Origin of the sequence: Devosia sp. WQ 349K1, assembly GCF_016595685.1 — a bacterium.
Classification (GTDB): domain Bacteria; phylum Pseudomonadota; class Alphaproteobacteria; order Rhizobiales; family Devosiaceae; genus Devosia.
In genome coordinates this window covers 923,903-947,895 of the sequence record NZ_JAENGO010000001.1, presented here as the reverse complement: position 1 = coordinate 947,895, position 23,993 = coordinate 923,903, and the positions used below count along the sequence as shown (strand labels likewise).

Genomic DNA, 23,993 nt, shown 5'->3' with positions numbered 1-23,993 from the left:
TTCTCGCTGGAGCGCGACCAGTGACGACCCGCGCTTTGCCTGTCCGTGCGCGCGCTCCGCGTCGCCGTATCAAAAATTCTCTGAACCGCGTTTGGGTATTGCACAGTGGGAAGATCCGTAAGGTCTTTTCAGTTGCATTGCTGCTCGCTGGCTGTGCGGGGCTTTACCAAGTCCGTGAGCCAATCGGCAATCTGGCGATGATCGGGGTCGAACTGGCACAGGCGCAATTTGCGCATGCGGGCCTTGCCGTTTCGGAAATCTCGATCTCCGGTCAAACACTGACATCCGAGCAGGATGTGTTCGACGCTTTGGCGATCCAGCTCGAAACCTCGACAATGAGTTTTGATGTGGATGCAGCGCGCAAGCGCATTGCTGAGCTTCCTGCCGTTGAAAGCGTGTTGGTCCGCAAGACCTATCCGGGCAAGGTGGACGTTACGATCACCGAGAAACTGCCGGTTGCGCGTTGGCGCGTGGATGGCATCACCTTCTTGATTGACCGGGCAGGGGATCAGATCGGCGAGGATCGCGGTGCCTATGGCGATCTGCCATTGGTTATTGGCGATGGTGCCGCGGACGATGCCTTGGCGATGATCCGCGCCATCGACACTGTTCCGCAACTCAAAGACGAGTTGGTGGCGATTTCGCGTATCGCCGACCGTCGTTGGGATTTGATTTATAGCACTGGCCTGCGGGTGCAGCTTCCGGAGCAGGGCGTCGCCCAAGCGCTGCGCAAGCTGCAAGACTATCAAGATGAATTCCGATTGCTCGACCGCGATCTGGCGCAGATTGATTTGCGCAATGATACGCTGGTCGCGCTCCGCCCCAATAAGCCTATCGAAGAAACTGTGACGACACCCCAATGATCACCGATGCGATGACCTCCCGGCTTCGTCCGGTTCAACCAGGCAAGACCACTCTGGTGGCCGTGCTCGACATTGGGTCGACCAAGATCTGCTGCATTATCGCGCGCCTGGTGCCGCGCAGCGAAGGTCGCTCCTTGAAGGGGCGTACCCACAAGGCAGAAGTGATCGGTTTTGGCTATGGTCCGGCGGCAGGCGTCAAGAGTGGCGTCGTCACCGATATTGAAAAGGCCGAACAGGCTATTCGCAATGTCGTGGGCATGGCTGAGCGCGCTGCAGGGCTGACGCTGGAAAGCGTGCTCGTCAACGTTACGGCTGGCCGCCTGGGTTCCGAAACCTTCTCGGCTGCGGTCAATCTTGACGGGCAAGAGGTGGAAAAGTCTGACCTTGTGCGTGTGCTCAAGGCTGTCAATTCTCGTTCGGTCCGCGCGGAACGCTCCATTATTCACGCGCTGCCCATCGGGTTTTCGCTCGATGGTCATAAGGGCATTCGTGACCCCAAGGGCATGGTGGGGGAGAAGCTCTCAGTCGACGTTGCCGTGGTGAGCGCGGAAACTCTGGCTATGCGCAATCTGGAACTGGTGCTTCACCGCTGCCACTTGCAGATCGAAGCCATCGTTGCCACGCCCTATGCCTCGGGTCTTGCAACCCTTGTGGATGATGAAGCGCAATTGGGTGTTGCCTGTATCGACTTTGGCGGCGCGACGACGACAGTGTCCGTGTTTAACGACGGGCACATGGTCTATGCCGATGCTATCGCCATTGGTGGGCACCATCTGACGCTCGACATCGCGCGCCAGCTCTCGGTGAGCGTGCAGGACGCAGAGCGCCTCAAAACATTGCATGGCTCGGTTCTGCCGGGGCAGGCGGATGAACGCGAGATGATCCCGATCCAGCCCGTGGGTGCAAGTCATGACGAAGCGCCGGGGCAAATCCCGCGCGCTGTTCTGACCCGCATCATGCGTCCGCGTATCGAAGAAGTTCTGACAGCTATCCGTGATCGCATGCAGGCCACGGGCATGATGGACGTCTGCGGACGTCGCTTCGTGTTAACCGGTGGGGCCAGCGAAATGACTGGCCTGCCGGAAGTGGCGCGTCGCACCCTTGCTCGCAACGTCCGCAATGGTCGCCCAATGGGGATTTCGGGCCTGCCTGAAATTGCTCGTGGCGCCGCCTTTGCGACAGTGGCTGGCATGCTGGTTTATCCGCAAGTCTGCGCTAATGAATACTCCGAGCCGCGCAGTAGCCGCAAACTCATTGGTACGGACGGCTACCTCTCACGCGTCGGCAACTGGCTGCGGAGCAGCTTCTGATCGACGACGGAAAGCTGCGTTCAAGCGACGGCTTCGGGCGCGAATTAACACACAAAGATAGATACGGATAACTCCGTACGGCCAAATCAGGAGAGGGCGTTCGTTAAGCGAGCGCCCTCTCACTTTATGGGCATTCGTTTATTTTATTATCACTTTATCAAGGCCCAAACTGACCGGCTCCGCACCGTGCAAGGTTAATTTTGTTGCTTATCGGCTGGTTAACACCGGAGGGCGTGCCTTGCATGCGGTGTCGCAAAATGCGCCGAGAACTGCGCAATACAGGCAATTGTTAGGGTGGGATTAACGATTAGGCCGCTAAATCTTAATCAACCACGCCACCTATGGGGCCACACATGACGATCAACCTCACTATTCCCGATATTCAGGAACTCAAGCCCCGCATCACCGTGTTCGGTGTGGGCGGTGGTGGCGGCAACGCCGTAAACAACATGATTCAATCCGGCCTTGAAGGCGTGGATTTTGTCGTTGCAAACACCGACGCGCAGGCACTCGCCCTGTCGAAGGCACAGCGGATCATTCAGCTTGGCGTTGGCGTCACTGAAGGTCTTGGCGCTGGATCGCACCCGGAAGTGGGTCGTGCGGCAGCGGAAGAAAGCTGGGACGAAATCAACGATCACCTTTCCGGCTCGCACATGGTGTTCATCACCTGCGGCATGGGTGGTGGTACTGGCACTGGTGCAGCGCCCGTTGTGGCTCGGGCTGCGCGCGAACAGGGCATCCTGACCGTTGGTGTTGTGACCAAGCCGTTCAACTTTGAGGGTAATCGTCGTACCCGTCTGGCTGAAGATGGTATTGACGAACTGCACCGTCACGTTGACACGCTGATCGTTATCCCGAACCAGAACCTGTTCCGTGTTGCCAACGAGAAGACCACCTTCGCCGACGCTTTCGCGATGGCTGACCAGGTGCTGTTCTCGGGTGTTGCTTGCATCACCGATTTGATGGTCAAGGAAGGCCTGATCAACCTCGACTTCGCTGACGTGCGCGCTGTTATGCGTGGCATGGGCAAGGCGATGATGGGTACTGGCGAAGCTTCGGGCGAAGACCGTGCACGTCACGCTGCTGAAGCGGCTATCGCGAACCCACTGCTCGACGATGTGTCGATGCATGGTGCTCGTGGCCTGCTGATCTCTATTACCGGCGGTCCAGACCTGACCCTTTATGAAGTCGATGAAGCCGCTTCGCGTATCCGCGAAGAAGTGGATACCGACGCGAATATCATTCTTGGTGCGACTTACGATCCAAACCTGAACGGTACGATCCGCGTATCTGTCGTTGCTACTGGCACCGACGCGACTATGGTTCAGGCAATGGAGCCGGCTAAGCCGCACGCGTCCCGCACCCCTTTATCAGTAAAACGCCACGTTCCGGTTGAGGCCAACCGTCCCGTGGTGCCGCAGGCTCCGGTTGAGCCAGTGATGATGGAAGTTGAAGACATCAGCTCGCAGGTTGAAGCTGCGGTTGCCGAGGCGTTCCACGCTCAGCACCCAACGCCCGCTGCGCAGCCATCGCCAGTTTCCTTTCACGAAGACGACGGTATCGTCGTAGAACCATACGTGCCGGCTTCTGAATCTCACTATGAGCCAGAAGAGATTGTTGTTGCTCAGGAACAGCCGATCCCTTCGGTTTATGTTCCATCCAATGCAGCGCGTCCGGACGGTCAGCGTCGTATGCCGCGTACTGAAGAACTGCCAGCTGTCGCTCGCCGCACTCAGGAAGCTGCAGTCGCTCCGCAGGTGCAGACTGAAGAACCACGCAATGCTCGCGCACTCTTCAAGCGTCTGGCATCCAATGTTGGTCTAAACTTGGGCGCACCTGCTCAGGCAGAGGTTCGTGCTGAACCGCGCCAGACCATGGCTGACGATGCTGCAGCTCGCAGTGCAATCGAGAATGGTGGTCAGCGCGCTTCGCGTGTCCCACCAGCAACCGAAGGCGCGCGTGGCAATCTTGATACACATGGTCGCGCTCCTGCTGCACCCGCGCAGAAGGAACACCTTGAGATTCCAGCATTCCTGCGTAAGCACGGTTAGTCTTTTCGTGATCAACAGGTGAAAACCTTGCTCGGTGCGGCTTCCGCACCGAGCTTTTTTTCGATAAGCGTTCTGATTGAGCGTGACCTATTTGGAATATTCCAGGCATGACTAAGCTATCTACGCGTCAGCGGACCTTGGCCAGCGAGATTAACTTTGCTGGCTACGGCGTCCACGGGGCGCAGCCTGTGACAATGATTTTGGCGCCTGCAGCGCCCGATACTGGCTATGTAATTCGACGCGCCCTCGGCGGCGGCACGTATACAAAGACGGTTCCGGTGCTGCACACGCGCGTCAGCCGCACGACGCTCGCGACCACTATCGACCTGGGCGATAGCTACAGTGTTTCGACCGTTGAGCACGTGGTTTCCGCACTCTCGGGACTTGGCGTCGACAACGCGCTGATCACGCTTGAAGGGCCGGAATGCCCGATCCTTGACGGTTCCGCCTATCCTTTTGCCAAGGCAATTATTGAAGCTGGTTTGGTCACGCAGCCAGCTGCCAAGAAATTCCTCAAGGTGATGCGCGCCGTTACTGTTCGTAACAACGACGCCTTCGCAGCGCTTGAGCCCTACAACGGGCGCGCGCTCGATCTTGAAATTGAATTTGATTCTCGGGTCATTGGCCGCCAGCGCATGATCTTTGACTGGACGCCGCGCCGGTATTTTGAAGACGTATCGCGCGCCCGTACCTTTGGCTTTGCGCGCGACGCCAAAATTCTGCGTTCTGCTGGTTTTGCGCTCGGCTCTAGCCTTGATAACTCAATCACAGTCGATGAGGACCGTATCCTGAACCCAGGTGGTCTGCGCTTTGAGGACGAATTCGTCCGGCACAAGCTGCTCGACGCCGTGGGCGATCTCTCGCTCGCTGGCTTGCCGATCTTCGGTCGCTTCCGCTCCTATAAAGGGGGCCATGCGCTCAATGCTCATGTTTTGACTGGTCTCTTTTCCAGCGATGCTAATTATGAGATAGTTAGCGCGGAGGATCTGCCGCTTGAAATGGAAGCCTTCAACGACCAACCTGAAGGTCTTGAGGTGTCCCATTATCTGCGCTCGGCAAGCTGAGACGTTGATTTCTGCTGCCACAGTTTTGATCCATTTGGAAACTACGTCGCATTAGTGCGCATGAACCAATACGGGGCCGTACGTGACCTTTAATGCAATGAAGAAGCTTACAGCCCGCGCCGTTCGGCTCGCTGCCATTGGCGTTTTTGCGACAGCACTGACGGCTTGCGCCGGTGGTGGTCTGTTCCAGCCGCCTAAGCTCAAAGAAGCTGCTATCATTCCTGCCGCTGCCCTTTATCAGGGTGCGCTCGACGATATGGATGGCCAGCGCTACCAGACCGCGATCCGCAAGCTCGATCAGCTCAATCGCCAGCATCCGCTGGATCCGCTGACCGAAAAGGGCAAGGTCATGCAGGTCTATGCGAACTATCGCATCGGCAAGTTTGACGAGGCGATCCTAGCGGCAGACCGCTATCTGGCGCTCTATCCCAAGAGCTCTGAAACCGCCTATATCCTCTGGCTGAAGGGCACTGCCTATTTCGCTCAGATCAAGGATATTACTCGTGACCAGCAGCTGTCGACGGACGCGATCGACACCTATCAGCTCCTGATCAACAATTATCCGAAGTCCGAGCACGCCAAGGACGCTAAGGAAAAGCTCCTGATCGCCTATGACCAGCTCGCTGGTAAGGAAATGTCGGTGGGCCGCTATTACCTCGGTAATGGCCAGTACGCCGCGGCGATCAATCGCTTCCGCGAAGTCGTTGAAAAGTGGCAGACCTCGACTCACATCGAAGAGGCGCTCTACCGCCTGACCGAGGCTTATCTCTCGCTCGGTCTGACCACAGAAGCCATGTCTGCTGCCGCCGTTCTGGGCCACAACTACCCATCGAGCGATTGGTACAAGCGCGGCTTTGAACTTCTCGGTAAGCAGGGCCTCGCACCAAGCCTGAATTCGGGCAGCTGGTTGGCCGGCGTTCGCAACTAAGCGCGTCAGTTTGACGAGTTTGAAGGGCCCCACACGGGGCCCTTTGTTTTTCGCTCTGGGGTTAGCGAAAGACGGTGTTGCTATTTTGTTCTATTTTGCTATCGTGTCACGCGGCTGTGTTAGCGGCTTTGCTGTGGAAGGCGTCTCGCGGACGTCTCAATCCGCAGCCAAGCTGATAAGACAAGCAAAGCCCAGTCCCTTGAGGGAAATTCGCGCATGCTAAACGCGCTGTCGGTCCGCAATATCGTTCTCATCGACCAGCTCGATCTGGCGCTTGATAACGGCATGACTGTCCTCACCGGTGAAACCGGCGCGGGCAAATCCATTTTGCTTGATGCGCTGACTTTAGCGCTCGGCGGACGTGGGGATGCCTCGCTGGTACGGCAGGGGCAGGACAGCGGGCAGGTCGTCGCCGTGCTGGAACTGGCCGCAGATCATCCGGCGCGCGCGCTGTTGCGCGAAAACGCTGTGCCCGATGATGAGGACGTGATCCTCAAGCGTGTTCAGTTCTCGGACGGCCGTACCCGCGCCTTTATCAATGACCAGCCGGTGTCGGCCTCGCTTTTGCAAAAGGTGGGGAGCCAGGTCGTCGAAATTCACGGCCAGCACGATGATCGCGCTTTGGTTGATGTGGCCACGCACCGCGCGGCGCTCGACGCTTTTGGTGAACTCTCCAAACCGGCAGCGGCTGTGAGGGACGCCTGGGCGACCTTAGTTGAGGCGCAACAGGCCGTTGAGGAGCAGCGCGCGCAGGTTGATGCGGCACTCGCCGCCGAGGACTATGCGCGGCACACGGTTGATGAGCTCTCTAAGCTGAAACCGGGATTGGGCGAAGAGGCAGAATTGTCCGAACGTCGCCAACAGTTGCAGCAGGCCGAAAAGGCTGCCGCGGATGTTGTCGAGATTGATGAAATCCTCAACGGTCCAAATGCGCCATCGCCTGCACTCGCAGCGCTCATGCGGCGCTTGCTGCGCAAGCTGGACAGCGGGGCGACCCTGTTCCAGCCGATTGTGGATGCGCTGGACGCTTCGCTGGCCACCCTAGATACAGCCGCTGACGCTTTGGAAGATCTGAAGCGTGAGATGGCGTTTGATCCCTCTGAGCTTGAGCAGGTCGAAGAGCGTCTTTTCGCGCTGCGCGCAGCCGCGCGTAAGCACCAGACCAGCTGCGATGGATTGGTTGAAGTGCTCGAAAAGTATGAAGGCGATCTTAATACGCTACAAAGCGGGGAAGGGCGCCTCAAAACTCTGCAGCAGGCCGAAGCGCTGGCGCGGGCCAAATATGTAGAGGCGGCAGAAAAGCTCAGCACCAGCCGAGCGAAATCGGCTAAAGCGCTGGCCAAGGCGGTTGAGGCTGAACTGCCGGATTTGAAGCTGGGCGCGGCCAAGTTCATTGTCGACCAGCAGGTTGATAAGAACCGTGTCGCTGCCGCAGGCTTTGACCAGATCGCGTTCCACGTTCAGACCAATCCGGGAACAGCTGCGGGCCCGCTACTCAAGGTGGCGTCGGGGGGCGAATTGAGCCGTTTCCTGCTGGCGCTTAAGGTGGTGCTCGCCGATCGCGGCTCGGCGCCAGTTCTGATTTTTGACGAAATCGACACTGGTGTTGGTGGTGCTGTTGCCGATGCGATTGGTCGCCGTTTGGCACGGCTGGCAAGCACAGTGCAGGTTCTGACGGTAACACACGCCCCGCAGGTCGCAGCCCGCGCCAACCGTCACCTGCTTATTGAAAAGCAGATGGTCAAAGAGGGTGCTTTCATGCGCACGCATGTTCGTCCGCTGGACCGGGATGCACGGCAGGAAGAAGTGGCGCGAATGCTCGCGGGGGCGGAGATTACCGATGAAGCCCGCGCTGCAGCGAGCAAACTGCTGGGGACAGTGGTTTAGTTAAAATGGTGCTCGGTGTTTGGCCGAGTTGAGGCAGTATGTGTGGGGCGCTTTCCCCCACCCCAGCCCTCCTCGCAAGGGGGAGGGAGTGAAACAGCGCGCGTTTAGGCGACGTGGCCTGAGCGACATCGGTCAGCCTCCCTCCTCTTGAGGGGGAGGGATTGAGGGTGGGGTGGTGGTTTGCGCGTAATTGGCAGGGACAACCCTTCGTCCGGCCCAACGGGCACATCCTTCCTCACTCGCTCTTGAGGGGCAGAATTCTCGCGTTGCGACACGGCCTGCTGTCAGAAATTGTCCGTGCGCCTTGCTAGCGTAAACTTGGGCCCTGTTGACCCTATCCCCTGTGTCGATGCGCTGGCACCATGCGCGGTGTGATGCGTTCTGCTAAACCAACAGCATTCAGATTCTGAGTGATGCCATGACCGATTTGCCGCTGCTGCCTGTAACCGATCTCACGGAAGACCAAGCACGGGCTGAGCTTGACCGGCTCTCGACGGCGATTGCGGCGGCGGATATTGCGTATCATCAAAATGATGCGCCGGATTTGTCGGACGCCGATTACGACAAGCTCCGCCAACGCAATTTTGCCATTGAAGAGCGTTTCCCTGCTCTCGTTCGCATGGATAGCCCGTCGACGGCGGTTGGGGCTGCACCTGCCGATGGCTTTGCCAAGGTGCGCCATGGCGTGCCGATGCTCAGCCTCGCCAATGCTTTCACCGACGAGGACGTGACGGACTTTGTCGCGCGGGCCAAAAAATTCTTCATGGCCGATACGCTGCGCGACCCGGAATTCAAGCTCGAATTCACCGCTGAGCCAAAGATCGACGGGCTTTCGGCATCGCTGCGCTACGAGAATGGTGTGCTCGTTAAAGGCGCGACGCGAGGCGATGGGTCAGTGGGTGAGGACATCACCGAAAACCTCAAAACCATTGCCGATATTCCGCACACGCTCTCAGGCGAGGGTTGGCCTGCGGTGATCGAAATCCGCGGCGAAGTTTATATGAACCACGCTGAGTTCAAACGCCTCAAGGAGCATTCCGCCAAGTATGGCGGGCAGGATTACGTCAATCCACGTAATACCGCTGCGGGTTCGTTGCGCCAGAAAAACGCGGAAATTACCAAGAGCCGGAAACTCAATTTCTTTGCCTATGCTTGGGGCCTAGCTGAAGATGGCGCGGGTAATCCTCAGCCTCCGGCCGAAACGCAGTTTGATTTCGTCCAGAAGCTCAAAAACTGGGGCTTTGTTACCAATCCGCTGATGGTCCGCACCACTTCAGCCGAAGAGCTGATTGCCCATTACCACGGTATTGAAGTGCAGCGCTCGGCACTCGGCTACGACATTGACGGCGTGGTCTATAAGCTTGATCGGCTCGATCTGCAGGCGCGTTGGGGCTTTGTGGCGCGCGCGCCGCGTTGGGCTATCGCTCATAAGTTCCCGGCCGAGCAGGCGTTCACCACGCTTACGGCCATTGATATTCAGGTGGGCCGGACGGGGGCGCTGACCCCGGTGGCGCGTTTGGCTCCGGTGACAGTCGGTGGCGTGGTTGTTGAGAACGCGACGCTGCACAATGAAGATTATATCAAAGGTATCGGTAATAAGGGCGAGGCCATTCGCGATGGCGTCGATCTGCGTGTTGGCGACACGGTGATCGTTCAGCGCGCGGGTGATGTGATCCCGCAGATCGTCAATGTCGTGCTTGATAAGCGACCAGAAGGCACCGAGCCTTTCGTCTTCCCCCATGTTTGCCCGGTATGCGGCTCCGAAGCTGTGCGCGAGATCAATGAGAAGACAGGTAAGCTCGACTCGGTGCGCCGTTGTACGGGCGAGCTGTTCTGCCCCGCACAGGCGGTTGAGAACCTAAAGCATTTCGTATCGCGCAACGCGCTCGATATTGATGGCTTGGGCGACAAGCAGATCAGCCAGTTCTATGCCGAGGGTCGCATTAAACGTCCGGCCGATATTTTCACCCTCAAGGCTGTCGATTCCAAGAGTTTTAAAAAGCTCAAGGACGCCGACGGTTTTGGGGCAGTGTCGGTGAAGAAACTGTTCGACGCCATTGATGCGCGTCGTGAGCCAGAACTCGATCGCTTCATCTTTGCGCTCGGCATTCGCCACGTGGGTGAAACCACGGCTGCCATGCTGGCTAAGGAATTTGGCACGATTGAAAACTTCCGTGATGTGGCCTTTAAGGCGGCGCATCATGTCGACGGGCATTCGCTATTCCCCGAAATCGCCGGCATCGGTGACACGGTGCGCTCTTCGATCATGGGCTTTTTCGCCAATGATAAGAACGTTGATGCGCTCAATGATCTGCTCGTTGAGGTAAAGCCAAAGCCCTACGTCGTGGTGATTTCGACCGACAGCGTGGTTGCAGGCAAGACCGTGGTGTTCACAGGCAGTCTTGAAAAGATGACACGCACGGAAGCCAAGGCCATGGCGGAGCGCTTGGGCGCGAAGGTCGCGGGGTCTGTTTCGGCGAAGACCGATCTGCTGGTGGCGGGGCCGGGGGCGGGCTCGAAACTCAAGCAAGCAGAAACGCTTGGCATTGAGGTGATCTCGGAAGACGAGTGGTTCGAGCGGATCGCAAAATAGGAACAAGAAAAAGGGCAGTCGTGAGACTGCCCTTTGGTTTGACTAGATCGCTGTGGTGGCCCGGCGAAGCCACTCCTTCACCTCGCCGTTGAGGCGTGGCCCGATCTCGTCCCACACCTTGGCGTGGAAGGTGTTGAGCCAATCGCGCTCTGGAGCCGTGAGCAGGCTTTGGTCGATGAGACGCGTTTCGATGGGCGCTAGGGTAATCGTGTCGAACTGGAGATAGCCGGGGAAGGATTTGGCTTCCTCGACCACGATCAGGTTTTCGATGCGGATGCCATAGGCTCCGGCCTTGTAGTAGCCCGGCTCATTGGAGAGCACATTGCCGATTTCCAGGGGAGCGGTGTAGCGGCTGGAAATGCCAATCGGCCCTTCGTGGACGGCGAGGAAATGGCCCACACCGTGGCCGGTGCCGTGGGTGTAGGTGATGCCATCCTGCCAGAGGAATTGGCGCGCCAGCACATCAATGACTGCGCCGCTGGTGCCGACGGGGAAGCGCGCCATGGAAATGGCGATCATCCCCTTGAGGACGCGCGTGTAGCGGTCTTTCTCTTCGGCGCTGGCATCGCCTGTATAAAGCGTGCGGGTGATGTCGGTGGTGCCGGAGAGATATTGCGCGCCACTATCGACGAGCATCAGCTCACCGGGGTTGAGGCGACGGTCGGTCTTTTCAGTAACACGGTAGTGGACGATGGCGCCGTTCGGACCGGAGCCGGAAATGGTATCAAAGCTGGCGTCAACGCAGGTCTCCTCTTCGCGGCGGAAGGCTTCAAGCGCGGTGACGATGCCGATCTCGGTGAGATTGCCCTTGGGGGCTTCGGTGTCGAACCAATGGAGGAACTTGGCCAGAGCCACGCCATCGAGCTTATGTGCTTCGCGCATGCCGGAGAGTTCGACCTCGTTCTTGCGCGACTTGGGCCCAAGGATCGGATCGCGCTTTTCGATGAGCTTGGCGCCGGCATTGGTCAGCGTTTCGGCAACGGCAGCGGGGGCAGATTGTGGGTCGATTAGAACGCTATTCGCATCTGCGCCAAAAGCCGCAAGAGCGGCAGAGAATCCGGTTACTGGTTCGATCTCGGCAATGCCAGAAAGTGCCTGTTTAATTTCGGGTGTGATCTTCCCCTCATCGAGGAAGAGCTTCGGTGTGCCGGATTGTGGCACGATGGAGAAGCCAAGAACGAAGGGCGTGTTGGGCACGTCGCGCCCGCGCATATTGAAGAGCCAGCAGATGCTTTCGGGCAGGGTGAGCACCACAGCAGCGGCGTTTTCGTCACTTAGCGTTTTACGCAGATCAGTGAGCTTGTCCTGCGCGGTCTTGCCAGCGCGGTTGTGGCCCAGGAATTCGATCGGGCTAATGGGCGCTGCCGGACGGTCGTGCCAGATGGTGTCGACGAGATTGGTGTGCGGAACGACCTTGGCATAGCCCTTGAGCGCATCAACAAAGGTGCGGATTTCGCCCGGGGTGTGCAGCCACGGATCGTAAGCAAGGGTCGCGCCCTCGGCGATGTAATCGCGCAGTACCGGGCTGGCTGAGCCAACCGCCAGTTCCTCAATTTTAAAAACGTCTGTGTCTGTCTGCGCGGGTGCCTGCAAGGTGTAGCGGCTGTCGACAAAGAGCGCAGCCTTATCCGCTGTGACCAGGGCATGACCCGCCGAGCCGGTGAAGCCGGTGAGGTATGCCAAGCGCGCATCGCTTTCCGGCACGCTCTCCCCGCGGTGCGCATCAGCGCGTGGAATGAGGAAGGCATCCACGCCCGCAGCTTTCATCGCCGCGCGCAACTGAGCGACTCGGGGCGCGACCTGGCTTGGGTCACTCTTGACCTCGAAGCTCTGAAACTGCGTGGGCGGGAAAGAACGGTCTGTCATGCTTACAAATCCTGCGCCGTGCTGCGCTCTGGGCATAGCTGGCTTGTCTTTATCGGACTGGTTGTCGCCCGAAGAATGCCTATCTTAGTGTCGAACACTAGGAGAGAAAAATGACGAAGCAAGAGAATTTCTTCCGCCGCGCCCTGAATGCCATCGTTGATGCTCGCACACAGCAGGCTGAACGCTATGTTGCTCAGTTCGATGCCAAGACCAAGGCTGCTCAGAAGCACAATACCGACATCTAATCGGTCGCCTTGCATAAAAGGCATAGCTGATCTGTTCGCGCCCCACTAACTGGAATGGCGCGGATGGAATAGAGAAACGCACAGACGGCGCAACGGATTGCCGCCGTCGCATGGAGTAGAGAATGACCGAGAGCAAGAATAGCTTCCGCAGCACACTGGGTGGTCTGATTGACTGCCGTGGTCGCGAAGCTACCCGCCAGGTCAGCTACCGCATGCAGCACCAGCTGATTGGCGCGGTTACTAAGCGCCCATAAGGCGGCTGCAAGCATTACGCTGACAATCTAGACCAGACGATCCCCGGAGCCACCTTCGGGGATTTTTTGTTTTTGGGCCTGAGCACCAGGACTCGCACCGCATTGCGCATTTGATCGACGGGCCAACAAAAAAGCCTCCCCGAAGGGAGGCTTTTCTATTTCTGAGGCGCGGGTGCTTAGTTCTTTTCGAGGATAAGCGTGGTCCAATCCTTCCGCTTAAGATGCTCGACCAGCTTGAAGTCGGCAGCGAGGTAAGCGTCGATAACGCCCTGCGCCTGAGTGTTGAGAATGCCCGACAAAATGGCATTGCCGCCTTCCTGCGTCACAGCGCCAACGCCCGGAGCCAGTTCGGTCAGCGGGCCAGCCAGAATATTGGCGACGACCAGATCATAAGGCGCGCGAGAGGTGATCTCTTCATGGTCGAGGCCGGTGGCTTCGATGCATTCGATCAGTTCAGCGCAATCATTGAGGGCAGCGTTTTCGAGCGTCGTGGTGACGGCGATCGGATCGATGTCGGTCGAGAACACCTTGCGGTTGAGCTTCTTGGCCAATGCAATGGCGAGAACGCCCGTGCCGGTGCCGACGTCGATCATGTTCTGCGGGTTTTTCGTGCCCAGGATCATGTCGATGGCTTCAAGGCAACCGGTGGTGGTTTCGTGGTGACCAGTGCCAAACGCCTGCGCAGCGTCGATCTGCATGGCGATCAGGCCTTCGGGTACCGGGTCGGTCGAGTGCGAGCCATAGACGTAAAAGCCGCCTGCGATCACAGGAGCTAGGCCTTCGAGAGACTTGGCTACCCAGTTGATGCTCGGGTCGATTTCTTCGACGGTAAAGGTCACCGCGCCGCCGAGAACCTGCTGAGCGATTTCGTTAAATGCTTCGAGGTTTGGCGTGTCTTCGCAGCCTGCCTCAAAGATCCACTCGCCGGTTTCTTCGTTCTCGTGGCACGACACGGTCGTGGCCAGATCGTCGCGTTCAGACACGGCGTCGACCAGCGCATAGGCCTGTTCTTTGGTGAGAGCGACGGAGACTTGTTCGACGGACATGGGCGACCTTTATTAGAGTTCGGTGCCATTGGGGCAGGAGAGGCGTCCAAGTCAATGGCGCAGTGTGTCCTGCCCGCGCGGAATTAGAGTTTTACGGCAGTGCCGGAGACGGAAACCATCAGCATGGAGCCGCCCTGACCAACGACTTCATAGTCGAGGTCGATGCCCACAACGGCGTCTGCACCGAGGCGGCGGGCTTCTTCTTCGAGCTCACGATACGCTTCACGGCGTGCATCGCGCAGTGTGCTTTCATAAGCGCCCGCGCGGCCACCGACGATGTCGCGAATACCGGCAAACAGGTCTTTGAAGATATTAGCGCCGACGATCACTTCACCCGTAACAATGCCAAGATATTGCGAGACGGGACGGCCTTCGAGGGTGGGCGTGGTGGAGAGGATCATGTTTTCTTCCCATAAGTGTGTGCAGGCACAACGCTTAAATGGGAGCAGAGTTCACGAATGGATAGGGCAGCGTGAAGAAAAACCGGGCTCTTAGCCCGGCTTCACAAAGCTCTCCAAAACCTTCTTGGTTCCGGCTTTCTCAAAATCAATCGTCAGCTTATTGCCTTCGATATTGGTGACCGTGCCATAGCCAAACTTGAGGTGGAAGACGCGGTCGTTGAGCGAATAGCTGCTCGATTGGCTGCCGGTGTTGACGGAACGGGCCACGAGATTGCCCTCAATCGTCATGGGACCACCGCCCGTGCGGCTCGATTGGTTTTCGCGGGCACGCTTCCAACCGGGCGTTTCATAGACGCTTTCGAATGGGTCGATCTTATTAAAGCGGCTCGATGCGCCGCCGCCACCACCATAACCATAGCCGCCATAGGACGAGCCGGTGTCTTTCACTTCCACCACGTCGGGGGGAAGTTCATCCAAAAAGCGGCTTGGTAGGCGATGCTCATAGCGATCGAAAATTCGTCTATTGCGCGCCAAAGTGATACGAACGCGCTTCCTCGCTCGTGTTAGACCGACGTAGGCTAAACGCCTTTCTTCTTCCAGCCCCGCCTTGCCACTCTCATCCATGGATCGTTGACTCGGGAATAAGCCCTCTTCCCAACCAGGTAGAAACACAGAGTTAAATTCTAGGCCCTTCGCCGCATGGAGCGTCATGACGGTTACAGCGTCGTTTCCACTTTCTTGGTCGCGCTCCATAACTAACGAGATGTGCTCAAGAAATCCTGATAGGCTCTCGAATCCCTGCATAGCTCGGACCAATTCTTTTAGGTTCTCAAGCCGTACCGTGCTGTCCTCAGTTCGTTCTGCCTGCCACATGCCGGTATAACCGCTCTCGTCGAGAACTTGTTCGGCTAGCTCGTGATGCGGAATGACTTTCATTCGCTCGGCCCACAAGTCAAACTGCTGAACGAGCGCGTTCAGGGTTGAACGTTGTTTGGGCTTAAGTTCCTCTGTGCTAACCAGCTCGCGAGTGGCCTCCAACAATGGTACGTTCATCAATCGCGCGGTTTCCATCAGCGTCTTTACCGTGGCATCGCCGATGCCGCGCTTTGGCACATTGATAATGCGTTCGAATGCTAGGTCATCTGCGGGCTGGCTTATGATACGAAGATAGGCCAACGCGTCGCGAATTTCCTTTCGTTCATAAAAGCGCGGACCACCGATAACGCGATAGCTTAGCCCCATCAGGATGAAGCGGTCTTCGATGGCTCTCATTTGAGATGCCCCACGAACCAAGACAGCAATTTGGTTTAAGTTTTCGCCATCTCGCTGTATTTGCTCAATTTCTTCTCCAATATGGCGCGCTTCTTCTTCGCTGTCCCATAGCTCAGCGACATGGATGGCATCGCCGGCCTCGCTACCCTCGTTGTGTAGCGTTTTGCCTAAGCGGCCTTCGTTATAGGCGATGACGGTGGATGCAGCCTTAAGGATATTGGCCGTGGAGCGGTAATTGCGCTCGAGTTTTACGACCTTTGCGCCGGGAAAGTCCTGCTCAAAGCGCAGGATATTGTCCACTTCAGCGCCGCGCCAGCCGTAGATGGATTGGTCGTCGTCACCCACCACGCAAATATTGGCCTCAGGTGCGGGCTTGCCCATGGCGAGCAAGCGCAGCCACAAGTATTGGGCGGTGTTGCTGTCCTGATATTCGTCGACGAGGATGAACTTGAAGCGCCGATGGTATTCGGCCAGCACGTCCTTGTTTTCGCGGAACAGGCGAATGCATTCGAGCAAAAGGTCGCCGAAGTCGGCGGCGTTGAGCGATTTTAGCCGCGCCTGATAGTCGTAATAGAGCTTTAGGCCCTTGCCATTGGCGTAGTGGCTGCCCTCTGAGGCGGGAACATCCTTCGGCGTCCAGCCGCGGTTTTTCCAGGCGTCGAGCATTCCGGCGAACTGCTTAGCGGGCCAGCGCTTTTCGTCAATCTGCTCGGCTTCAAGCAATTGCTTGATCAGGCGCAGCTGATCGTCCGTGTCCAAAATTGTGAACTGCGGTTTGAGATCAACCAATTCGGCATGGCGGCGCAGAATTTTGACGCCGATCGAGTGGAATGTGCCCATCCATGGCAGGCCATCAAGCTGAGGCACCAGATCATGGATGCGCTTTTTCATTTCCGCTGCGGCCTTATTGGTAAAGGTCACAGCGAGAATTTCCGAGCCCCAGGCCATGCGGGTATTCAAAATATGCGCAATACGGGTGGTGAGAACGCGCGTTTTGCCTGTGCCCGCGCCCGCCAGAACTAGAACCGGCCCTTCGGTGGTGAGCACGGCGTCGCGCTGTTCCGGGTTCAGACCGTGCAGGTAATCGGGAATATTCCGATCAACCGGCGGCTGACGGTTCAGTTGGCTCGTGATGGGACCAGCCTTGGGGCGGGGCAGGGGCGCGTTGTCGACCATTAGCGAAAGTTTCCAAGGCGCTCACAGCGTGTCAGCCGCGTCGCCAAGCCTCGTCGAATCTCATTTTGTTCTCATTGCAATATAGGGAGTGCGCCGCCCCCTGTATAGAAGCGGGTGTTTTCACCGATCCGTCAGCGGCAGAGCTCGAAATTTCTCCCGTTTTCATTGCGCAAATTGCGGCTATGGCTTGCGCGGGGGCCGCAAGCGCCTACACTTCGCTCCAAATTGTCCGGGGCAGGCACAACATTGCTTAATCGCATTTATATCGTGGTCGGCATCTTCGCTATCGTGGTGCTCGGCTCAGCTTTCATTCTGCCCCGGTTCATCCACTGGGCGGATTATCGCGACCGCATGGAAGTGCTGGCCAGCCAAGTGCTTGGCACGGATGTGTCCATTCGCGGCGATATTGCGTTTTCACTGTTGCCGACCCCGCGTCTTGAGTTCGATGATGTGGTGGTGGGCCCGGCCACCGATCCGGCGGCAACGGTTCGGCGCGTTGAAGCTGAGTTCGCGCTGATGGACTTTTTGCGCGATATTTATAACGCCACCTCGGTTTCGCTGATTGGTCCCGTTGTTGATTTCACCATCGACGAGAACGGTCTCTTGGCCAGTGGCGTTGATATGTCGAACGCCGGAACCGGTGTCGCTCTGGGTCACGCCAGCATCACTGAGGGCAGTGTGCGGCTCAATGATGTGCGGAGCCACGAAACCTTCACTGTTTCCAATCTCTCTGGCGATCTGCGGCTGTCTAGTTTTGGTGGGCCATTCCAGTTTCAGGGCAATGCCGACTATGCCGATGGGCGCTATGAGCTGCGGCTGAACTCTGGGGCCAGTGATGCGCAGGGCGCGGCGCGCGTGTCGGCCATGGTGCGCGATCTTGCGACCAATACGGTTTTTAATGCCGATGGCTCTTTTGAAAGTGGGCTCGCCCCTAAGTTTGATGGCACGCTGACCTATCGTCAGCCACCACAGCTCGCCACGGCGGCTAAGGACATTACGGGCGATCTGGTGCTCGAAACCAAGATTACCGCGTCCACGGATCGGGTCTCGCTGACCGGGTTTACGTTGAGCCCAGATCAGAACCGCTCGGGTATGCGGCTCACCGGCACGGCCAATGTGCAGCTGGGGGAAACGCGCTTCTTCGACATTATGGTTTCAGGGGGCGTGTTCTCGCTCCCGCCGCGTGATGCAAGCGAAGTTGCAGCCGAACAGGCCTATGAGTTTGTCCGTCTCTTGGGCGAAATTCCGGCTCCGCCTATTCCCAAAATGGCGGGCAAGCTTGAGATTGACCTTGCTGAGGTTGGGATGCGTGGCTTCTCGCTGCGCAATTTGCGCGTGGAAGCAACGACGGACGGCGATAGCTGGACCATTGCGCAAGCCATCGGGCTTTTGCCCGGCCAGACCGAAACCCGTTTTTCGGGCAAGGTGACCAATGCCGGCGGAAGCTTGGGCGTCATGGGCGACATCGTCATGCGGGCGCAGCGTCTCGACGCACTGGCTGCGCTTTGGCGCAAGCCGAGCGACGACAACCCACTGTTCGGCGTTCCGGGGGAATTGCACGGTCGCGTGCGTTTGGGCTCCGACGCTTTTGGCCTCAGCAATGCTTGGATCGCCTTGGGTGGGCAGGATCATGGGCTGGACCTACGTATCGGGTTTGGCGCAGAGCCGAGACTGGACACTGTGCTGCGCTTGGGAGACCTCGATGCGCCGCTGAGCGAGGCGCTCTTTGCCCTCGCACCCAATGCCTCGCTCGACAGCAATTTCCTTATTAGCTTCCCCGATGGCAGTTTCTCAGTACAGGCGCAGGCGCTCGATGTGCTCGGTCTGCCCGCGCAAAATCTCGTCGGCGAGGCGCAATGGTCGCGGGACGCCATCCGCTTCTCGCGCCTATCGGTCGATGATTGGGGCGGGGTCGGCTTTAACGGCACTGTGCGTCTAAGCGGTTCGCTGCTCGATCCCAATGTCACGCTTTCGGGTGGCCTAAATCTCAAAGAGGCGGGCGCGCCCGGGCTCACCGCGCTTTATGAAATGGCCAATGTGCCATTTGATTGGCAACAAGCCATCGATTTGGCCATGCCAGCCGATTTGCAGATTGTGCTGGCCGATGCAGAACAGGGCAGTGGCCAGACCATTACCGCCAATGGCTCCATTGCCGAGGCGGCGCTGGACGTCCGCGTCGAGAGTGAGGGGCCCATCTCGCACATGGGCGAAGGCCAGCTTTCTGTTGTCGCATCAATTGAGGCGCAGGATAGCCTCGCGCTGCTTGAGCAATTCGGTTGGACCGGGCCGACTCTGTTTACCGGCGATGAGGCCATGGTCGGCAGCGCCTTTGTTGACGGCACGCTGGCCGATGGCTTCACTGGCCGTCTTTCGCTGGGGCAAGATGGGCAAGTCGTCGCCTTTTATGGCGATTTCGATTTTGACGATGGCGCTGTGCTTTCCGGCACGGGCACGGCCGACGTGATCTTGCGCGATGGCAGTGGACTGGCGGCATTGGTTGGCGTGTCCGGCGCACAGCTGCCGCCGGTGGAAGCGAGCGCCAGCATGGAATTTATCGCTGGTCGCAGCCTTGCGCTTTCTGAGATTACCGGCGCGTCGGGCGACACCCGATTTAGTGGCGACGTCAGCATGCAGATGATCGGGCAAATGCCGGGCTTTGGCGGCACCATCACCACCGATCGTGTGGACGCAACCGCACTGGCAGCGTTTCTCTTTGGAGGCGAAGCGCTCATCGGAGCGGCAGAGGGCGTCTGGCCAGAAGGCCCACTGGCCACAGCACTCGCGCCCCGCCAAACGCGTGGCAATGTTGAAGTCATCGCCCGCGAGCTGAGCCTTGATGGGCGAACGATCGGCGGCGATACCAGTTTCATGTTCCTCTGGGATCAGCAATCGGCCACGCTCGGGCGCTTTGAAACCGCATTGGGCGGCGGCAAGCTCTCGTTGAACCTCGTCAATTGTTGCGCTGGCGCTTTGAGCGAACGGACCATTTCGGGGCGCGGGACCATGACGGGCGTCACTATTGATGCCGTGGCGCCAGAGCTGGGTCTTTCCGGCATTCTCGATGGCAGCGGGCAGTTCGAAGGGGCAGGGCAAAGCTTGGCCGAAGTGGTGCGCAGCCTCTCCGGGGAAGGCAATTTTGCCATTCAGGAATTCGGCGTCGCCGGGCATTCTACGGCGGTCTATCCAGCACTCGTGAACGTCGACGATGTTCTCAACACCCCGCCAGACGTTTTGGAAACCGTCATGCGTGCGGCTCTGGCCGAGGGCAAATTTAGTGCCGCTGTGGCACCGGGCGCTTTCACGATTGCGGGCGGCACAGTGCGCTTGGGCAATATGTTTATCGATGGTGAGGCAGCCACCCTTTCGGGCTCGCTCCAGTTGGCGCTCAACGATATGGGTGTCAGCGGCTCTTTCGTTATGATGCCGAAAGCGTTTGAAGATCCACGCGGCTTGGTTGAGCTCGACAATGCGCGCATTCTCACCAGACTTGGCGGGACTGTCTCTGCCCCCGAAGCCACTCTCGATCTCTCAGAAATTTCCGCTGCCGTGCAGGTGCGCGCCAATGAGATTGAGCTGGATCGCCTAGATGCGCTCCGTCTTGAAGACGAGGCACGGCAGCGTGCAGCGGCGGAAGATCGGAACCGGCGTATTGAGGAGCAGCGCCGCCTAGCTGCGGAAGAGGCAGCACGTATCGCTGCGGAGGAAGAAGCCGCGCGTCTTGCCGCCGAGGAGGAAGCGGCGCGTGAGGCAGAGCCAGTGCCGCCATTCTCGCAGCCGCTCGTCGCGCCGGAGCCGATGTTGCCAAGTTTTGATCAGCAGACGATTGAAATGCTCATTCAGAGCGCGCCCGATGCCCCGCAGAATCCCACGCTTTTCGCGCCGACTATTCGGCCTTTGCCTTAGGGTCTGTGGAGCGAGCCAAAGCTTCGCCATCGCGATAATAGGCCAATACGGCCAAACGCACGGCAGAAGATAGGTTCTGCGTGTCGCGGGTTTCGTCGATATGTCTGACGAGGCCAGCCAAACTTAACCCGCGCTGTTGTGCCATGGCCTCAAGCCCAGCCCAAAACGCGGGTTCTAACGCAATCGATGTGCGGTGGCCGACAATGGAGAAGGAGCGTTTGTCCATCTCCGAGACGACTTATGGCTTCTTGCGGAAAGCGTCGAGCGAAACGACTTTTTCGCCGCTCGCTTCGACCGGTTCGGCAGAATTTTCTTCCGACGCAGCAGCAGAGGAAGAAGAGCCGGTATCGTCGCGCTGATCATCGGCAACATTGCTCGGATCAAACTGCAAGCCAAACTGCACGGACGGGTCAAAGAAGCCCTTGATCGCGGTGTACGGAATGAGCAGCATTTCGGGATTGCCGTTAAAGCTCAGGCCCACTTCAAAGCTGGCTTCGTTGACCTTTAGATCCCAGTATTGGTTCTGCAGCACGATGGTCATTTCGGAATCATACTGCTTGATCAGCTCTTCCGAGATGCGCACGCCAGGAGCGCGGGTCGCAAAGGAAATGTAGAAGTGGTGATCACCCGGAAGGCCGGTGCGCGACACCTCCGCCAATACCTTACGCACGACGCCCCGCATCGCTTCTTGCGTGAGGATATCGTAACGCATGTGGTCTTCGGCCATTGGGGCTTCTCCCGAGAGTAGTGTCGAATCCGAACGGCTCATATCAGCCCTACGTTCCCTGATAATTCAAGAACAAAGACGGATTTTTGCGATCGGATTGGAGATTGAGTGCAGGCTTCTGTTGCCAGGTGCCTGCGAACCCCGCCTATCGCCCGGCTAGGGGCGGAGGACTTATTTCCCAGATGTCGCGCAGCTTACGCTGCGAGAGCTACTGGAGCCTTATTGTTGTCATTTGCAACTATAAGTTTTAGTCCGATAACGGTGGTACCATGCCGAGCGAAAGCACACTCTTTACGCCCTCGTCGATCCTGTTTCGTCCCCATTGGCTCACCTCATAAAGAGGGGAGATGGTGGAGACGCCGGGTACTGCCCCCGGGTCCGATGGGTTTATTACAATGACAGTTTATCGCCATAGCTCTTGCGAGCCCCTTCTATATAGGTGACTGGGCGTAAGGATGCAAACGCTCTGCATAAAATTCACACGGGATTAAGATCGGATAGGTCAGTTTGCTCTGTGTAGGAGTAACCATGCCGCCCCGCCTTTATCTCGTACGATCTAACCGCTCGCGCCGATCCCAGCGCATGCCGTGGTGGGTGAAATTCCCCATCGCCTATGCGATTGCAGGCTCGTTTATGCTGGGCGCTTTGGTCGTTGTGGGCGTTGACCGCAGCGGGTTGGCGCAATGGCTTATCGAGCCACGGATCAGCGCTGTTGCCTCGACCGGTGTTGCGCCGTCTGGGGTGGCGACACCCGCTAGGATGAGCGCACATTTTTCTGTCTGCAGTACGAGAAATCGCGTCACCTGCGTTGTCGATGGCGACACATTCTGGCTCGATGGCGTGAAATATCGCATCGCCGATTTGAATACGCCGGAAGTCAGCAGCCCATCTTGCCCGCATGAAGCGGCATTGGGCCAGCGCGCAACAACGCGCCTTGTCTCGCTGTTGAATGCGGCACCTTTCACACTGGGCGATTATGAGCGTGACGAAGACCAATACGGGCGCAAACTGCGCATCGTCGAGCGCAATGGCCGATCCATCGCAGACACTATGATCGCTGAAGGTCTGGCCCATCCATGGCGCGGTAAGCGCGAAAGCTGGTGCTAGACAAGCTGGCCCAATTCACGCTCTTCTAAGGTCCGGGGGAATTGGAGGGGTCTATGGAATTGCAGCCAATTGAAGGGCGTAGCTGCGAAAGCTGCACCGCCTGCTGCTCCTTTGCGCCAATCCGCACGGAAGAGCTGCAGAAGCCCGCCAATTTTTTGTGCCTGCATTGTGCCGAAGGGCAGGGCTGCACCGTCTATGATGTGCGTCCAACCGTATGCCGCGGCTTTTATTGCGGCTACTTCTTCCTGCCTGAGTTGAGCGAGGCGTGGCATCCTCTGCGGAGCGGCGTGGTTATCCGCTCAGAGCATTTCGACAATGACACGATCACAATTCTCGTTCTTGAGCTAACCGCCTTCCTCATTTCCAAAGAGTTCGCGGCTCTCGTCGGCGCTTGGGTTGATGAAGGCATTAGTGTTGAGTTTGAGCGTGTCGGACCTCTTGGCCATTTGCCCGCCAAGATGCGGATCAACGAGATCTTGGAAGAAGCGGTCGCGGCGCGAGACTTGCGTGGCATGCAGACCATGTTCGCGTGGGCGCTAGCGCATATCGACAAGTCGCATGTTTGGGAGAAGGACGAGACTGAGTTTGTCAGTCGCCTCGCCTAAAGCAGGAAACACCGTCTGAGACAGGTGCTGACAGCATTCTATACGGGAGTAGGATGCCATTCTGGCTTGCGCCACCGCAGTGTCAGTATTGCCCCATCCATAAAGCAAGGGAACATGCCCATGTCTTCCGATCCCGCCGCCCGTATTGCGCATGCGTCCGATAGGTTTCTCGGCAAGGATATGGAAAATCTGACCGACCAGGAGCGGAAGGTCCTTGAGCAAACGATCGAGCGACGCACTCTATCGCGGGATACGCAGGCGCAATTCAATGACAGTCTGACCTTTGGACAGCGGTTGGCCGACAAGGTCGCGGCCTTTGGCGGCTCATGGGTTTTTATCGCAGGGTTTGGCGTGGTGTTGGCGCTTTGGGTGACCACCAATCTGCTATTGGCCGGTCGGGCATTTGATCCCTATCCCTTCATCTTTCTCAATCTGATGCTGTCCATGCTGGCGGCCGTGCAGGCGCCTGTCATTATGATGAGCCAAAACCGACAGGCGGCGAAGGATCGGGAGGTTTCTTCCCATGATTATGAGGTGAATTTGAAATCGGAGATCGAGATCATGGCCCTGCATGAAAAACTCGATCGGCTTCGCGAAGAGGAAATTCGCGGTCTCATTTTGCGCCAACAGGAGCAGATCGCAACTTTGACGCGACTTATCGAGAAACACCTCGGCGGCGAATCGCGCTAGTTATG

19 protein-coding genes and 1 other RNA gene are annotated in these 23,993 nt (G+C 58.0%); 13 read left to right on the top strand and 7 right to left on the bottom strand.

Annotated features, from left to right (window positions below; genetic code table 11):
• Window positions 1-20: 20 nt before the first annotated feature.
• The 7 genes from JHL21_RS04505 (at window position 21) to ligA (ending at window position 10,696) form a co-directional block, all read left to right on the top strand.
• Complete coding sequence (locus JHL21_RS04505; RefSeq protein WP_200212082.1) at window positions 21-863, top strand: FtsQ-type POTRA domain-containing protein; 843 nt, start codon at window positions 21-23, stop codon at window positions 861-863.
• Window positions 860-2,173, top strand: a complete 1,314-nt coding sequence (gene ftsA / locus JHL21_RS04500; protein ID WP_200212081.1) for a cell division protein FtsA — start codon at window positions 860-862, stop codon at window positions 2,171-2,173. The genes JHL21_RS04505 and ftsA overlap by 4 nt, the downstream gene beginning before the upstream one ends.
• 353 nt (window positions 2,174-2,526) lie before the next feature.
• Entirely contained in the window at window positions 2,527-4,224 is a 1,698-nt protein-coding gene (gene ftsZ, locus JHL21_RS04495) for a cell division protein FtsZ (protein ID WP_169195156.1), read from the top strand.
• A 107-nt stretch (window positions 4,225-4,331) separates the two neighbouring features.
• On the top strand, window positions 4,332-5,288 hold the full coding sequence (lpxC, locus tag JHL21_RS04490) for a UDP-3-O-acyl-N-acetylglucosamine deacetylase (protein WP_169195157.1): 957 nt from the start codon (window positions 4,332-4,334) through the stop codon (window positions 5,286-5,288).
• Window positions 5,289-5,370: 82 nt separating this feature from the next.
• Window positions 5,371-6,216 (top strand): outer membrane protein assembly factor BamD, encoded by an 846-nt coding sequence (locus JHL21_RS04485; RefSeq protein WP_169195158.1) that lies wholly within the window; start codon window positions 5,371-5,373, stop codon window positions 6,214-6,216.
• Window positions 6,217-6,432: 216 nt separating this feature from the next.
• Entirely contained in the window at window positions 6,433-8,103 is a 1,671-nt protein-coding gene (gene recN, locus JHL21_RS04480) for a DNA repair protein RecN (protein ID WP_200212079.1), read from the top strand.
• Window positions 8,104-8,530: 427 nt separating this feature from the next.
• Window positions 8,531-10,696 carry an NAD-dependent DNA ligase LigA gene (ligA, locus tag JHL21_RS04475; RefSeq protein ID WP_200212282.1) on the top strand — a complete coding sequence of 722 codons (2,166 nt, stop codon included), beginning with the start codon at window positions 8,531-8,533 and terminating at the stop codon, window positions 10,694-10,696.
• A 42-nt stretch (window positions 10,697-10,738) separates the two neighbouring features.
• Here ligA and JHL21_RS04470 read toward each other — a convergent pair whose 3' ends face one another.
• Window positions 10,739-12,562 (bottom strand): aminopeptidase P family protein, encoded by a 1,824-nt coding sequence (locus JHL21_RS04470; protein ID WP_200212077.1) that lies wholly within the window; start codon window positions 12,560-12,562, stop codon window positions 10,739-10,741.
• Between the two features lie 110 nt (window positions 12,563-12,672).
• Between JHL21_RS04470 and JHL21_RS17875 the strand changes: the two genes are divergently transcribed.
• Entirely contained in the window at window positions 12,673-12,807 is a 135-nt protein-coding gene (locus JHL21_RS17875) for a hypothetical protein (RefSeq protein ID WP_282567599.1), read from the top strand.
• A gap of 122 nt (window positions 12,808-12,929) precedes the next feature.
• Window positions 12,930-13,061, top strand: coding sequence for a hypothetical protein (locus tag JHL21_RS17870; protein ID WP_282567598.1), 132 nt, complete (start codon window positions 12,930-12,932; stop codon window positions 13,059-13,061).
• A 176-nt stretch (window positions 13,062-13,237) separates the two neighbouring features.
• Here the strand turns inward: JHL21_RS17870 and JHL21_RS04465 are convergent, their stop codons facing one another.
• The 3 genes from JHL21_RS04465 to JHL21_RS04455 all read right to left on the bottom strand — a co-directional run bounded on the left by JHL21_RS04465 (window position 13,238) and on the right by JHL21_RS04455 (window position 16,956).
• Window positions 13,238-14,107, bottom strand: a complete 870-nt coding sequence (locus JHL21_RS04465; RefSeq protein WP_200212076.1) for a 50S ribosomal protein L11 methyltransferase — start codon at window positions 14,105-14,107, stop codon at window positions 13,238-13,240.
• An 83-nt stretch (window positions 14,108-14,190) separates the two neighbouring features.
• Complete coding sequence (locus JHL21_RS04460; protein WP_182394088.1) at window positions 14,191-14,508, bottom strand: heavy metal-binding domain-containing protein; 318 nt, start codon at window positions 14,506-14,508, stop codon at window positions 14,191-14,193.
• Between the two features lie 90 nt (window positions 14,509-14,598).
• On the bottom strand, window positions 14,599-16,956 hold the full coding sequence (locus JHL21_RS04455) for an ATP-dependent helicase (protein ID WP_200212075.1): 2,358 nt from the start codon (window positions 16,954-16,956) through the stop codon (window positions 14,599-14,601).
• A 246-nt stretch (window positions 16,957-17,202) separates the two neighbouring features.
• Here JHL21_RS04455 and JHL21_RS04450 point away from each other — a divergent pair, with 246 nt between their 5' ends.
• Window positions 17,203-20,859: an AsmA family protein gene (locus JHL21_RS04450; RefSeq protein ID WP_200212074.1), complete on the top strand. Its 3,657-nt coding sequence runs from the start codon at window positions 17,203-17,205 to the stop codon at window positions 20,857-20,859.
• Here JHL21_RS04450 and JHL21_RS04445 read toward each other — a convergent pair.
• The 3 genes from JHL21_RS04445 to ssrA form a co-directional block, all read right to left on the bottom strand.
• Window positions 20,840-21,085 carry a ribbon-helix-helix domain-containing protein gene (locus JHL21_RS04445; RefSeq protein ID WP_199530899.1) on the bottom strand — a complete coding sequence of 82 codons (246 nt, stop codon included), beginning with the start codon at window positions 21,083-21,085 and terminating at the stop codon, window positions 20,840-20,842. The genes JHL21_RS04450 and JHL21_RS04445 overlap by 20 nt on opposite strands.
• Before the next feature lie 12 nt (window positions 21,086-21,097).
• Window positions 21,098-21,586: an SspB family protein gene (locus JHL21_RS04440; RefSeq protein WP_200212073.1), complete on the bottom strand. Its 489-nt coding sequence runs from the start codon at window positions 21,584-21,586 to the stop codon at window positions 21,098-21,100.
• A gap of 107 nt (window positions 21,587-21,693) precedes the next feature.
• Window positions 21,694-22,051: a transfer-messenger RNA gene (ssrA, locus tag JHL21_RS04435) on the bottom strand.
• Window positions 22,052-22,114: 63 nt separating this feature from the next.
• Here ssrA and JHL21_RS04430 point away from each other — a divergent pair.
• The 3 genes from JHL21_RS04430 to JHL21_RS04420 all read left to right on the top strand — a co-directional run bounded on the left by JHL21_RS04430 (window position 22,115) and on the right by JHL21_RS04420 (window position 23,988).
• On the top strand, window positions 22,115-22,693 hold the full coding sequence (locus JHL21_RS04430) for a thermonuclease family protein (protein ID WP_200212072.1): 579 nt from the start codon (window positions 22,115-22,117) through the stop codon (window positions 22,691-22,693).
• 53 nt (window positions 22,694-22,746) lie between these two features.
• On the top strand, window positions 22,747-23,298 hold the full coding sequence (locus JHL21_RS04425) for a YkgJ family cysteine cluster protein (protein ID WP_200212071.1): 552 nt from the start codon (window positions 22,747-22,749) through the stop codon (window positions 23,296-23,298).
• Window positions 23,299-23,418: 120 nt separating this feature from the next.
• Entirely contained in the window at window positions 23,419-23,988 is a 570-nt protein-coding gene (locus JHL21_RS04420; RefSeq protein WP_182394086.1) for a DUF1003 domain-containing protein, read from the top strand.
• Window positions 23,989-23,993 lie beyond the last annotated feature (5 nt).

Bases quoted from the DNA above. Each gene is read 5' to 3' on its own strand.
- ftsA (WP_200212081.1), top strand. From the start codon at position 860: ATGATCACCGATGCGATGACCTCCCGGCTTCGTCCGGTTCAACCAGGC.
- ftsZ (WP_169195156.1), top strand. From the start codon at position 2,527: ATGACGATCAACCTCACTATTCCCGATATTCAGGAACTCAAGCCCCGC.
- lpxC (WP_169195157.1), top strand. From the start codon at position 4,332: ATGACTAAGCTATCTACGCGTCAGCGGACCTTGGCCAGCGAGATTAAC.
- recN (WP_200212079.1), top strand. From the start codon at position 6,433: ATGCTAAACGCGCTGTCGGTCCGCAATATCGTTCTCATCGACCAGCTC.
- JHL21_RS04470 (WP_200212077.1), bottom strand. From the start codon at position 12,562: ATGACAGACCGTTCTTTCCCGCCCACGCAGTTTCAGAGCTTCGAGGTC.
- JHL21_RS17875 (WP_282567599.1), top strand. From the start codon at position 12,673: ATGACGAAGCAAGAGAATTTCTTCCGCCGCGCCCTGAATGCCATCGTT.
- JHL21_RS17870 (WP_282567598.1), top strand. From the start codon at position 12,930: ATGACCGAGAGCAAGAATAGCTTCCGCAGCACACTGGGTGGTCTGATT.
- JHL21_RS04465 (WP_200212076.1), bottom strand. From the start codon at position 14,107: ATGTCCGTCGAACAAGTCTCCGTCGCTCTCACCAAAGAACAGGCCTAT.
- JHL21_RS04460 (WP_182394088.1), bottom strand. From the start codon at position 14,508: ATGATCCTCTCCACCACGCCCACCCTCGAAGGCCGTCCCGTCTCGCAA.
- JHL21_RS04455 (WP_200212075.1), bottom strand. From the start codon at position 16,956: ATGGTCGACAACGCGCCCCTGCCCCGCCCCAAGGCTGGTCCCATCACG.
- JHL21_RS04445 (WP_199530899.1), bottom strand. From the start codon at position 21,085: ATGGACAAACGCTCCTTCTCCATTGTCGGCCACCGCACATCGATTGCG.
- JHL21_RS04440 (WP_200212073.1), bottom strand. From the start codon at position 21,586: ATGGCCGAAGACCACATGCGTTACGATATCCTCACGCAAGAAGCGATG.
- JHL21_RS04430 (WP_200212072.1), top strand. From the start codon at position 22,115: ATGCCGCCCCGCCTTTATCTCGTACGATCTAACCGCTCGCGCCGATCC.
- JHL21_RS04425 (WP_200212071.1), top strand. From the start codon at position 22,747: ATGGAATTGCAGCCAATTGAAGGGCGTAGCTGCGAAAGCTGCACCGCC.
- JHL21_RS04420 (WP_182394086.1), top strand. From the start codon at position 23,419: ATGTCTTCCGATCCCGCCGCCCGTATTGCGCATGCGTCCGATAGGTTT.